This window comes from Providencia sp. NPDC089933, from assembly GCF_049545585.1.
Classification (GTDB): Bacteria; Pseudomonadota; Gammaproteobacteria; order Enterobacterales; family Enterobacteriaceae; genus Providencia; species Providencia huashanensis.
On record NZ_JBMWDT010000005.1, the window covers coordinates 126,586 to 139,909 of the forward strand.

The following is a 13,324-nucleotide window of genomic DNA, read 5'->3' on the forward strand; positions in this document are numbered from 1 at the left end:
GGGGAAATGAAGGCAATGAATACTGCAACGTCTGAAAAACAAACTACAGAAGCAACCATACAAACACAAAGTGAGCTTATCTATAAATTAGAAGACAAACCACCGCTACCACAGGCTCTGTTTGCCGCGGGGCAACACCTTCTGGCTATGTTTGTAGCTGTTATCACGCCAGCAATGTTAATTTGCCAAGCGCTTGGGCTACCAGCTCACGACACCCAACGTATTATTAGTATGTCCTTATTCGCTTCAGGGATTGCTTCTTTAATTCAAATTAGAGCATGGGGCCCTATTGGTTCAGGTTTACTTTCTATTCAAGGCACCAGTTTTAACTTTGTTGCACCTTTAATCATGGGCGGAGTCGCACTAAAGCAAGGTGGGGCAGATATTCCCTCAATGATGGCAGCACTATTTGGTACTTTACTCGTTGCCGCACTAACTGAAGTGATTCTTTCCCGCTTCTTACATTTAGCTCGCCGCGTCATCACACCGTTAGTGTCTGGTGTTGTGGTCATGATCATCGGGTTATCGTTAATTCAAGTTGGCCTAACATCCATCGGTGGTGGCTACGGTGCAATTAGCGACAATACCTTCGGTTCCCCCGATTATTTAATTTTAGCGGGAGTGGTACTCGCCGTTATTATTTTATTAAATCGCCAGAAAAACCCGTACTTACGTGTTGCTTCACTCGTCATTGCCATGGCTGTCGGCTATATTGTTGCTTGGTGGATGGACATGTTGCCAACTGCGCAACCAGCAGAAGCTAACCAAGCGATAATTACCGTACCAGAACCGTTTTATTATGGGTTATCATTTGATTGGAACCTACTCGTCCCACTTATTCTTATTTTTATGGTGACCTCTTTAGAAACGATTGGTGATATCACTGCGACTTCGGATGTATCAGAACAACCCGTTCGTGGTCCTTTGTATATGAAACGTATTAAAGGTGGGGTGCTCGCTAATGGTTTAAACTCAATGGTTTCTGCTGTATTTAATACCTTTCCGAACTCCTGCTTTGGGCAAAATAACGGGGTGATCCAGTTAACAGGGGTCGCTAGCCGCTACGTCGGTTATATCGTCGCCTTAATGCTCGTATTGCTAGGTTTATTCCCTGCTGTTGCAGGCTTTGTACAGCAAATCCCTGAACCTGTTCTGGGTGGCGCGACCATCGTGATGTTCGGCACTATCGCCGCGTCGGGTGTACGTATTGTGTCTAGAGAGCCATTAAATCGTCGAGCAATCATGATAATCGCCCTTTCACTTGCGGTAGGAATGGGGGTCTCACAGCAACCTCTGATCCTACAATTTGCGCCCGACTGGCTAAAAACCTTATTTTCTTCTGGAATTGCTGCCGGTGGTTTAACTGCAATTGTTCTGAATTTAGTCTTTCCCCTCGAAAAATAAGCTTTCATTTTAACCGTCAGAGTTGAATATTCTGGCGGTTCTTCTGTATGCTATCCTTAAACTGCCGCGATATTAAACAAGTCTCTATCTTGTTATCCACCCACATGATGAAGGAGTAGCAAGCCGTGAAATGGTTAATCAAATTTGTTACCTATGCACTTTTGCTACTATTACTTCTATTTATTTTTGCCTATATTGGCTTACAGACGCGTCTAGGAGCCTCCTATTCCAGCCAATTTTTAAGTCAATTTACCCGTTATGATATTAATGTCGGGGTCATGGGGCATGAGTTTTCCAACCCTGGGGAATTTATCTTTCAAGATGTTAAGTTAGCTTCAGAAGACAAAAACCTCGTCTTGGATGCACGGCAAATTGTCGTCGATATCAACTGGCGTAATTTATTCAGTGGAAATGCTATTCGGCGTTTTGTTATTACACAAGGTGACTTGTCAGCTGCCATCACACAAGGGGAAATGCTCTTACCTATCACTGCGGATATCTTGCAATTCGAGAACAGTAAAATTCTGCTAAAACAAGGTGATGATGATATTCAGGTTGATGGGTTCACTGGGGGAATAACACCTTGGCAACCAACAGTTAACTCCCCTTTTGGCTATGGTGATTTTCGTTTTACAGCCAACCAATTAAAAATGAATAAACTGTCGTTAAAAAATGTCGCAGTGACAGGGAAACGGCAAACGCAAGCCACTGAAATTAGCAAAGCAAGTGCCTACCTAAATAATGGCTATGTCTCAGGGGAAGGTAAACTATTTGCTGATGGTTCAATCACAATCGGTTCTCTCATCATGAATAAAGTGGGCTGGGAAAACAGTATTGATTTCGATACATTATTTACTGCGATTAAAAGTGATAGAACCATAAAAATCAAAAACCTTGAATTAGCCAATATTGATATTCAAGGTAAAGATTGGGCTCTTTCAGGGCTGAGTACTGAAATCGACCACCTTGACCTCGTTCGGGGAAGTTGGTCTAGCCCTAAAAGTAAAATCAGTTTCAATGTTGAGCAACTGGTTGTGAAAAACCAACAACTCAGCACACTGATTGGCGAATTAAATATTGATGGCGATGCCCTTAATATCGATAAGCTATCTGGTTACTACAATAAAGGGGTATTCAACCTAAACGGCACTTGGCAACGTAATGACCAAGTACTGACCATCAATGAAGGCAAGCTAGCGGGTATTTTGTACACATTACCTGAAACATGGCTATCCTTCTTGGCAGAGCCAGCTCCTGCATGGTTATCTGGGTTATCCATCAAGAAATTTAGCTTATCTCAGTCTCTGTTAATGAATATCCAACCCGAGTTCCCTTTCGAGTTTACAGCGTTAAGTGCCAACATTGAAAACGTTGATTTGGTCAAACAAAAACAATGGGGAGTTTGGAGCGGTAAAGCGACGTTTAATGCAGATAGCGGCACAATTAACCAAGTTCCAGTTCGACGTCCATTCTTAGAAGTTCGTCAAAGTGGCAAATCTTCAGCCGCTGCAAGTTTAACGGTCAGTACTGATAAAGGTATCAGCAAAATCGGTTTGCTGGTTAAGCAAACGCCAAATAAAGTGCCATTCCTGTTACGTGCATCCGGTTCTAATATTGATTTAACTGATTTAAATCAGTGGGGCTGGTCTGGTTTCCCAGCACAGGTTATTGGTGATTTTGATGCGACTCTACAAGGCGATTTACTCGCACCGTCTCTCTCAAAAAGCCTAAACGGGGAGCTAATGGCCGTTCCGTTACAAGGTAAACGTATGTTCAGAACCGTTGTTAACGGGGTAGTGACTTCTTCAGTTGAAACCGAAGCAGAACAACCGCCAATGGAAGGAGCAATACTTCAAGAAGAGGTCCCTGTACTAGGTACGCCATAATAAACACAAAACTAAGGCAGGTAACGCTAATTATATAAATTACCTGCCTCTGTTATTTAATAATCAAAAATATACTTTATTTTGTTGTTTCAATGGGTAATACCATATAAGTCCCACTAAAAACAGCACCCACTTGGTTATCAGTATTACTTACCTCGACCTTAAGTTTCACTCGGGCTCGGCTGCCACGAGCTAATCGGTCAAGGTCACCACTCATATTTGCTAAATCAGCAGTGGCGGTTGGCCTACCACTGACAGGCTTACCGTAGCGGATATTCGCATCCACTAACACAATCTCACCGCCTAACTGGTGTTCCTGCATCAATAACCAAATTAACCCCCAACCCGTTAATGTTGCTAACGAAAATTGGCTGCCTGCGAAAATAGTTTCATGGGGATTTTGATTGCCCGCTTCGGGCATGGTTGTTATAAAGCGAGTCCCTGTGTACTGCTCTATCCGTACTCCCATTTTCTCGCTCAATGGTATGTATTTATACCAAGCTTGTTGCAATTCACCGCACCAATCTGGACGGTGTAAAATTTGATCTAAGGTTTCAATCGGTTTAATCATCAAATAATGACGAACTGGTGTTTTTAACTGCCCTGCGACTATCCCGCGATTTGCAAACCCCATTTTATCGAAAAAAGGAACCGCTTCTTCACGCACACTGGATACAATCCGCTTCACCCCTTCTTGGCGTGCAACAGACTCAAGTGCCATGATAATCAGCTTCCCCAGCCCTTTACCTTGCATTACTGGGTTGACGGCTAAAAAACGGATCGCACCTTCGTTATCTGCATTAATATATAAGCGGCCGATCGCAAGAATACGGTTTTTATCATCAACAACCATTTGATGATGTGCAGTGGCATCATAGCCATCTTTCTCTGAACCTAGGGGTTGATTAAAAGGTTTTCTCAACATTTCCCAACGAAAATGGTAGTAAGTTGCAAACTCAAGTTCATCTTTCGGCGTACGTAGATGGTACATCGTTTCCCCCTTAAAAAGTTGATTCACACCTGTAGCCAGAAGGTGACCGGTCCATCATTAGTTAAATTGACTTGCATATCTGCAGCAAACTGGCCTGTTTGCGTATTAATGCCTTGTTGGCGGCTTTGCTCAACAAAGTATTGATACAAGCGGTCTGCACGCTCTGGCTCTGCCCCACCAGAAAAGCTGGGTCTCATACCCTTTTTGGTATCTGCGGCTAAAGTAAATTGCGAAACAACCAGTAAACTACCGCCAGCTTGTTGGACGTTTAAGTTCATTTTTCCTTGTTCGTCACTAAAAATACGGTAGCCCAGCACCTTTTCACATAAACGCTTTGCCTTTTGCTCATCATCGTCTTTTTCGACACCAAGCAAAACCAGTAGACCTGAATCAATTTGCCCTACGGCGGTTTCATCAACAACGACACTCGCGTGAGTGACTCTCTGAATTAATGCAATCATGTTTACTCTATAACAAAAAGATGGAGCAACGTTTTACAGTTACTCCATTATAAAAACCAGTAAGTTACTTAACTTCGGCACTAAAATCGTAAGTCCGGAAATATTCGGGAATGGTGTCTTTACTGGTAACATGGATACTGCGAATGCCAAGTGCTTCCGCGGCTTTTACATTTTCCTCAACATCATCAAAGAAAATAGCATCTGCAGCATCAAATTCTTCAGATTGCAGAACATATTCATAAATTTCCGGGTCAGGCTTACGCATGCCTAAATCTTGGGATAGGTAAAGGAAATCAGAGCTAGCTGCAATTTCTGGGTAGTGTTCTGGCCAATAGTCTAAATGTAGGCGATTCGTATTTGATAAGACGACAACACGGTGCCCTTGTTCGCGCAAGCGCTCCATGATATCAATCACTTCAGCTCTTAACGAAATAAAAATAGCATGCCAGCCTTCAGCAAAATCTTCAAAGCTCAGTGTAATGCCCATTTCTTCACACAGAAGCTCTGCGAACTCGATATCTGAAATTTTGCCACATTCATGCAATTGAAAGATATTACCAAAAGAAAACCGCGATTTGATTTCTTCACTTGGTGTACCACTAAGCTCAGCCCATTTATCAAACACACGATTAAAGTCGATATCAATAATCACATTACCCATATCGAAGATATACAGCATAAATTTTCCTCATTGTTATTCACTAAATTTACTTTAATCATTATTCATGCAACTGAACAGCCCTAATTGGTGATATTTCACGTTATTTTGTCAAAATATTGGTGAACCACTGACTCAGGAAACCGCCTTACTTAACCATTCCTTTAATAGATAAATGCAAAAATATTATCTGCCTACCTTATTCCCATCATCATTATTACGGCAATAAATACGAAATAATCGGGCTAGGTGCTCCCCTGCGGGTGTCAATGTGGCATCTCTTCGTTGAACCAAAGCAAAGGTGGCATAGGGTAATTGTTCTTTTAAATCTAAAGCGATATACCTTTGTTCGAATAACGGCTCGTCGATCGTATCCACAGAAACAATGGTTAGAAAATCGCTTTGAGCAACTAAACTTAAGCAGCCAATTAACGTTTCGCAAGTTACGCTAAAGACCATGGGACGCTCCATCAACGAAAAAACGTCAGCAAGTTGCTTATAATACGTCCCCTTGGGAGTTGGCATCGTCCAATCACAATCAACCAACTCACTCAAAGATTTCGCATGCCGTAAAGGATGGTCTTTACGCATAATCACCTTGTACTCTTTTTGCATCAGCCGCTCAAAATTAAATTCTGCGTCTAAACTGCCTGGGTAATATGTATTAATCGTAAAATCCAGCTCTCCTTGCCTTAGCTGAGTTAACATGGTTAGTAGCTGCCCTTCCATGATACGCAATTTAATATTGGGGAAATCGCGGTGAAATTGTGTGACGACTTTAGGCATCAAAGAACGAGCGATACTCCCTGCCACACCAATATTGACAGTCCCGCCAATCAAACCAATCCGTTGGGAGATTTCCTCCTGCCCAACCCTTAACTCTTCAAGAATTAAGCTCGCACGCCTTAAAAAACCCTCACCGCATTCTGTTAAGTAAATCCCTTGGTTGCTGCGAATAAATAACTTTGCCCCTAACGTACTTTCTAATTCACGAATCGATTTCGTTAGTGCCGGTTGGGAGAGTTGTAAAAAACGGCTAGCGGCTCGAATGCTGCCATGACGGCTTACCTCTACAAATGCCCTAAGCTGATTCAATTTTATTGCTGGAGCCATGTGTTTACCCCGATAACTTTTAGTTATATAGCGAAAGATAATTGTATCTTTTTTGCTCTGATTTGATTGTGTAAAGTCTAAAAACAAAGAAACAAATAATTAACATTTAGCCTTTTAAAATAATTTTTAAAGGTAAAAAATACATCAGCATCTAAATAAATTTATTTTTAATTAATAAACAAAATTTTATCTCGCTAAATGTTAATAATTCGTAATCAAACATAACAGAATTTACTTTTTTTGTGATAACTAAAAGAGATAAAAAATGGATACTGACTTATATGCCACTATCAATCAAATGGCACAGCAGTTACAGACATGGCGTCGAGATTTTCACCAATATGCAGAGTCTGGTTGGTTAGAATTTCGTACTGCGACTCTAGTAGCAGAAGAGCTGCATCAGCTTGGCTACCAATTACAACTTGGCAAAGAAGTGATTAAAGCTGACGCTAGAATGGGGCTCCCTTCTCCTGCTGAATTAGAAAAACAAGAAAAAAGAGCAATTGAGCAAGGGGCTCTTACCCAATGGCTAGGGCATTTCTCTGGGGGGTTTACAGGAATTGTCGCGACATTAGATACCGAAAGACCCGGTCCAACTCTAGCTTTCCGAGTCGATATGGATGCCCTTGACCTAAACGAAGACCTTTCGTGCCAACACCGTCCTTACAATGAAGGGTTTGCCTCTTGTAACCCACACATGATGCATGCCTGTGGTCATGATGGCCATACCGCTATTGGATTAGGGCTTGCGCATGTTCTCAAACAATACGAATCCAAACTCTCCGGTCGTATTAAAATTATTTTCCAACCAGCGGAGGAAGGCACTCGCGGCGCGAAATCCATGATGGAGGCAGGTGTTGTCGATGATGTCGATTTTTTTGTTGCTATTCACCTTGGAACTGGAGTCCCACAAGGCGAAGTCGTTTGTGGCAGCAGAAACTTTTTAGCGACAACTAAATTTGATGTTACTTATCAAGGTGTTGCTGCTCATTCAGGTGCAAAACCTGAAGATGGTAAAAATGCATTACTGGCCGCAGCCCATGCGACTTTAGGCTTATATGGCATTCCACGCCATAGTGAAGGTAGTTCTCGAATAAATGTTGGGGTTTTACAAGCAGGGATCGGTCGAAATGTCATTCCAGACTCTGCGTTATTAAAAGTAGAAACTCGAGGTGAAACTAATGAAATTAATGAGTTTATCTATCAAAAAGCCCTAAATATCGTCGAGGGTGCAGCCAAGATGCAAGATGTTTCCGTTGATATTAAATTAATGGGCGCTGCACAAAGTAGCCATCCAAGTCCACAATGGGTTGATTTTATTTGCGATTTGGCTCAAGCCCACCTCCCTGAATTCACATCTGTGGTGAAAGACCGCTCCCAAGCCGCGGGCTCTGAAGATGCGACCTACTTTATGGAGCGCGTCAAACAACTCGGGGGACAAGCAACTTATATGATTTTTGGCACCCAGCTCAGCGCGGGTCACCACAATGAGCGCTTTGATTTCGATGAACAAGTGATGACGACCGCCGTTAAAACGCTGTCCACTATCGCCCTGCATTTACCTGAATTCGGAGCTCAAAATGGATAATACATTTACATCATTTATTAATGATTATATTGAAAAAAACCAACATCAATTCACTACATTAAGTGATGATATTTGGGATCATCCAGAAACACGTTTTGAAGAAACTTACTCATCGACTCTGCTCGCTGATGCGTTAGAAAAGGAAGGTTTTCACGTCGAAAGAGGCGTTGGTAATATCGAAACCGCTTTTATCGCAAGTTACGGTTCAGGCACTCCCGTTATTGCACTACTCGGGGAATTCGATGCCCTTGCAGGCCTGAGCCAACATTCGGCATGCAGTGAACCTAGCCCAGTTATTGAAAATGGAAATGGCCACGGCTGTGGTCACAATTTGTTAGGTACCGCTGCCTTATCCGCCGCTTATGCAGTCAAAGCATGGCTAAAAGAAAATAACTTATCGGGTACGGTACGTTTCTATGGCTGTCCGGGTGAAGAAGGCGGTTCAGGTAAAACCTTCATGGTGAGGGAAGGACTATTCAATGATGTTGATGCCGCAATTACTTGGCATCCAGAATCTTTTAGTGGCGTCTTCAACGTCAAGTCTCTTGCTAATATTCAAACGGCTTTTCGTTTTAAAGGTATTGCATCACATGCAGCAAACTCACCTCATCTTGGACGTAGTGCTTTAGATGCAGTAACGCTCATGAATGTCGGCGTTCAGTTTCTACGCGAACACATTATTCAAGAGGCACGCATTCATTATGCCGTCACCAATACGGGCGGTGCCTCTCCAAATGTCGTACAAGCAGATGCAGAGGTTCTTTACCTTGTGCGCGCTCCGCAGCTCGATGAAGCGCAAGATATTTACCAACGCGTTATTAAGATTGCTGAAGGCGCGGCCTTAATGACCGGCACTCAGTTAGAGGTGCGTTTTGACAAAGCATGTTCAAACTATGTACCGAATCGCACTCTAGAACATGCGATGTTTAATCATATTACGGAATTTGGCATCCCTGAATATACAGAACAAGAACGCCAATTCGCTGAACAAATCTATAGCACTCTGACTAAAGATGATTTGCGCAATGCCAAATTGAATGCAGCTCGTAGTGGCGGTGAAAAAGGGGTGCTTTGGTGTGAAAGGCAAGGTAATAAAGTACTCACTGACGAAGTGCTACCTTACGTTGAGTCAAAAGAATTAATGTATGGCTCAACAGATGTAGGAGATGTCAGTTGGGTGACCCCTACTGCGCAGTGTTTTAGCCCATGCTTCGCATTCGGTACCGCACTACATACATGGCAGTTAGTCGCTCAGGGGCGCACATCCATTGCTCATAAAGGAATGCTGCTCGCAGGAAAAATTATGGCATCCAGTGCACTTGAGTTGTTCTTAAAACCAGAATTATTAGCACAAGCTAAAGCTGAGTTTCATCAACAAAGACAAACCGCACCCTATCAATGCCCTATCCCTAAAGATGTAACGCCTTCAAAATTAAAGTAGTTCCTTATACTGGCGGGATTTATCCCGCTCAATAGTCATAACAATAACAATGAATACAGACACAAGGAAATTCTATGAGTGACACAACAACTCATCACAAAAGCCCCGGTGCGATTTTTCGCTGGATAGAGCGCGTGGGAAATAAAATACCTAACCCGTTTATTTTATTTGTTTATTTGATTGCGGTACTCATGATTGCTACTGCAATTTTGTCTTGGTTTGGTTTATCCGTTAAAAACCCAGCCAATGACGAAATGGTTAGCGTTAAAAATTTATTAAGCGTTGAGGGATTACAATGGATTTTGCCCAATATTGTTAAAAATTTTAGTAGTTTTGCCCCTCTTGGTGCCATTCTTGCACTTGTGATTGGTGCCGGTTTAGCCGAAAAAGTCGGTTTACTCCAAGCTCTGATGTATAAAATGGCTTCCGGCATTAATAAACGTTATGCCAGCTATATGGTGCTATTTATTGCTTTTTTTAGCCATATCTCTTCTGATGCTGCGCTGGTCGTCATGCCACCCTTAGGAGCGCTAATTTTTATTGCTGTAGGCCGTCATCCTGTTGCTGGCTTACTAGCTGCAATTGCAGGGGTCGCTTCAGGTTTTACTGCTAACTTATTGATTGTCACGACGGATGTCTTATTGTCAGGGATAAGTACAGAAGCGGCCATGATCATTGACCCAAGCCTTCATGTTAGTGTTATTGATAACTGGTATTTTATGGCTACGTCAGTGATTGTACTCACGATTGCGGGGGCACTACTTACTGATAAATTTATCGAACCTCGCCTGCCTATATGGGAAGGCACATCCCATGACCGAATCGAACAATTAACACCTATTCAAAACCGTGGATTATTGATGAGTGGGCTGTCTGCATTAGTTTTTATCGGTCTAGTGGCTTTACTTGTTGTGCCTGAAGGTGCCCCACTACGCGATCCAATCACCAATACAGTGATCCCATCCCCTTTCATTAAAGGGATTGTTCCTGTCATTATTATTTTCTTTTTCGTGGTCTCCATTACCTATGGTGTATCAACAAAGCAAATCAAAAAGCCTAATGATATTCCTGATTTATTAGTTGACCCAATGAAAAGTATGGCAGGGTTTATTGTTATGGTTTTCCCCCTTTCACAATTCGTTGCTTTTTTTAACTGGAGTAACATGGGGAAATTTATGGCGATTGGGTTAACCGACTTACTGGAAGCCCTTGGTATGACCGGAGTACCTGCGTTTATTGGTTTGATGTTCCTATCCGCTTTCCTTTGTATGTTTATCGCAAGTGGTTCAGCTATCTGGTCGATCCTCGCCCCAATATTTGTTCCTATGTTTGTGCTACTAGGTTTTCACCCTGCATTTGCTCAGATTGTGTTTCGTATCGCAGATTCAGCGGTGCTACCACTTGCACCTATGTCACCTTTTCTTCCTCTCTTTTTAGGTTTTTTACAACGCTACTATAAAAATGCACAGCTCGGAACTTATTACACCTTAATATTACCGTATCCTATTGTCTTTTTTATAGTTTGGATGTTATTGCTTGTTGGCTGGTACTTTGCAGGACTGCCTATAGGGCCGGGTGTTTACCCACAACTCAACCCATAAAAAAGGCGCCTTTCGGCGCCTTCTTATTAACTAATTTAACTAAAAATTAGTCTTCTTTTGTACGGCTCGCGCGACGACGATCGTTTTCAGTCAGGTGACGCTTACGCAGACGAATAGACTGCGGAGTCACTTCAACTAATTCATCATCATCAATAAACTCAAGAGCTTGTTCCAGAGTCATTTTAATTGGTGGTGATAATGTTGTCGCTTCATCAGTACCTGACGCACGCATGTTAGTCAGTTTTTTACCCGTTAAGCAGTTAACTGTTAAGTCGTTAGAACGAGAGTGAATACCAATGATTTGGCCTTCATACACTTCTGCACCGTGACCTAAGAATAACTTACCACGATCTTGTAAGCTGTACAGTGCATAAGCAACTGCTTTACCTTGACCGTTAGAGATCAGAACACCGTTCTGACGACCACCGATTTCGCCTGGGCGAACATCGTCGTAATGGCTGAATGTAGAGTACAGTAAACCAGTACCTGAGGTCATCGTCATGAATTCTGTACGGAAACCAATCAAACCACGGCTTGGGATAATGTAGTCAAGACGCACACGGCCTTTACCATCTGGCATCATGTCACGTAGGTCACCTTTACGCTCACCTAACGCTTTCATCACATCGCCTTGGTTTTGCTCTTCAACGTCTAAAGTAACTTGTTCGAATGGCTCTTGTTTACGGCCATCGATTTCACGAATGATAACTTTCGGACGAGAAACGGCTAATTCGAAACCTTCACGACGCATATTTTCAATCAGAACAGATAAGTGAAGTTCACCACGACCAGAAACACGGAATGCATCTGGGTCTTGAGTTTCTTCAACACGTAGTGCCACGTTGTGCACCAGTTCTTTATTCAGGCGGTCAAGGATTTGACGTGAAGTCACAAATTTACCTTCTTTACCGCAGAATGGTGAGGTGTTAACACAATAGAACATGCTAACTGTTGGCTCATCAACGGCTAATGCAGGCAGAGCTTCAACGCTACCCACTTGGCAAATAGTGTCAGAAATATTCAGTTCACCTAAACCAGTTAGAGCAACGATATCGCCCGCATCGGCTTGCTGTGAGTCAATTCGCTCTAAACCTAAGTGTGTCAGAACTTTACCGATTTTACCGTTGCGAGTTTTGCCTTCGCTATCGATAACAGTGACTTGTTGGTTTGGCTTCACAACACCACGTTTAATACGGCCAATACCGATTACGCCTAAGTAGCTGTTGTAATCTAATTGCGATACTTGCATCTGGAATGGACCATCGATGTCAACTGCTGGCGGCGCAACGTGCTCTACGATAGCTTCGTACAGTGGCGTCATGTCTTCAGCCATTTCAGTATGGTCAAGACCTGCAATACCGTTTAATGCAGATGCATAAACGATAGGGAAATCGAGTTGCTCATCCGTTGCACCTAAGTTCACGAATAAGTCGAATACTTGGTCTACAACCCAATCAGGGCGTGCACCTGGGCGGTCAACTTTGTTGATAACAACAATAGGACGTAAGCCGTGGTCGAACGCTTTTTGCGTTACGAAGCGAGTCTGTGGCATTGGGCCATCCATCGCATCAACAACCAGCAGAACGCAGTCAACCATAGACATAACGCGCTCAACCTCACCACCAAAGTCGGCGTGGCCTGGGGTGTCTACGATGTTAATGTGATAACCATTCCATTGGATAGCGGTATTTTTAGCAAGGATGGTAATACCACGCTCTTTCTCCAAGTCGTTGGAGTCCATAACACGCTCATCAACAGTTTCACGTTCACCGAACGTACCTGACTGCTGCAGTAATTTACCAACCAGTGTGGTCTTGCCATGGTCAACGTGAGCGATGATGGCGATGTTTCTTAAATTTTGAATTGACAAGGATTTTTACCGTTTAATTGACAGGAAAGGAATATGCTTTTTTAGCCGTTATTATCGACCAAAACATACTTTCTACGTTAATTTGCTGTTATTTTACACGTTTTTCCGCAGAAGTGGAATAAATGTGAAACCCATCACTGTATAAAAAGTTTTTAACGAAAAAACATTCAGTTGCATAACAGCGCCAAAATACCCAATAAAATAGTGAGTATCAGCACTAATAATTCACAAAGTAGCAGAATAATACGCTAAAAACTCAATATTAGCAGCCAAAAAAAAGAATATAAAATAGACTTTCTTTCTTAACTACC

General features: G+C 42.5%; 10 protein-coding genes. 5 read left to right on the forward strand and 5 right to left on the reverse strand.

Features of this window, described 5'->3' with window-relative positions; translation table 11 throughout:
* Positions 1-15: 15 nt before the first annotated feature.
* Positions 16-1,404 (forward strand): uracil-xanthine permease family protein, encoded by a 1,389-nt coding sequence (locus ACPEH5_RS09260; RefSeq protein ID WP_042847810.1) that lies wholly within the window; start codon positions 16-18, stop codon positions 1,402-1,404.
* A gap of 125 nt (positions 1,405-1,529) precedes the next feature.
* On the forward strand, positions 1,530-3,290 hold the full coding sequence (locus tag ACPEH5_RS09265; RefSeq protein ID WP_166686795.1) for an AsmA family protein: 1,761 nt from the start codon (positions 1,530-1,532) through the stop codon (positions 3,288-3,290).
* Positions 3,291-3,366: 76 nt separating this feature from the next.
* On the opposite strand, the gene fabY is transcribed toward ACPEH5_RS09265, so the two are convergent.
* The 4 genes from fabY to ACPEH5_RS09285 all read right to left on the reverse strand — a co-directional run bounded on the left by fabY (position 3,367) and on the right by ACPEH5_RS09285 (position 6,513).
* Positions 3,367-4,281: a fatty acid biosynthesis protein FabY gene (gene fabY, locus ACPEH5_RS09270; protein ID WP_042847688.1), complete on the reverse strand. Its 915-nt coding sequence runs from the start codon at positions 4,279-4,281 to the stop codon at positions 3,367-3,369.
* Between the two features lie 23 nt (positions 4,282-4,304).
* The gene (gene dtd / locus ACPEH5_RS09275; protein ID WP_042847691.1) at positions 4,305-4,742 is read right to left on the reverse strand and encodes a D-aminoacyl-tRNA deacylase; all 438 of its coding nucleotides are present in this window, start codon (positions 4,740-4,742) and stop codon (positions 4,305-4,307) included.
* Positions 4,743-4,806: 64 nt separating this feature from the next.
* The gene (gene yihX, locus ACPEH5_RS09280) at positions 4,807-5,421 is read right to left on the reverse strand and encodes a glucose-1-phosphatase (RefSeq protein WP_042847693.1); all 615 of its coding nucleotides are present in this window, start codon (positions 5,419-5,421) and stop codon (positions 4,807-4,809) included.
* A gap of 165 nt (positions 5,422-5,586) precedes the next feature.
* Positions 5,587-6,513, reverse strand: a complete 927-nt coding sequence (locus tag ACPEH5_RS09285; RefSeq protein ID WP_071547616.1) for a LysR family transcriptional regulator — start codon at positions 6,511-6,513, stop codon at positions 5,587-5,589.
* Between the two features lie 265 nt (positions 6,514-6,778).
* Here ACPEH5_RS09285 and ACPEH5_RS09290 point away from each other — a divergent pair, with 265 nt between their 5' ends.
* From ACPEH5_RS09290 to abgT, 3 genes are all read left to right on the forward strand, one after another.
* Positions 6,779-8,101 (forward strand): M20 family metallo-hydrolase, encoded by a 1,323-nt coding sequence (locus ACPEH5_RS09290; RefSeq protein ID WP_206226946.1) that lies wholly within the window; start codon positions 6,779-6,781, stop codon positions 8,099-8,101.
* Entirely contained in the window at positions 8,094-9,542 is a 1,449-nt protein-coding gene (locus ACPEH5_RS09295) for a M20 family metallopeptidase (protein ID WP_042847700.1), read from the forward strand. Before ACPEH5_RS09290 ends, ACPEH5_RS09295 begins: the two co-directional genes overlap by 8 nt.
* Positions 9,543-9,616: 74 nt before the next feature.
* On the forward strand, positions 9,617-11,143 hold the full coding sequence (gene abgT, locus ACPEH5_RS09300; protein ID WP_042847702.1) for a p-aminobenzoyl-glutamate transporter: 1,527 nt from the start codon (positions 9,617-9,619) through the stop codon (positions 11,141-11,143).
* A 46-nt stretch (positions 11,144-11,189) separates the two neighbouring features.
* Here the strand turns inward: abgT and typA are convergent, their stop codons facing one another.
* Positions 11,190-13,013 carry a ribosome-dependent GTPase TypA gene (gene typA / locus ACPEH5_RS09305; RefSeq protein ID WP_042847704.1) on the reverse strand — a complete coding sequence of 608 codons (1,824 nt, stop codon included), beginning with the start codon at positions 13,011-13,013 and terminating at the stop codon, positions 11,190-11,192.
* Between the last annotated feature and the right edge of the window lie 311 nt (positions 13,014-13,324).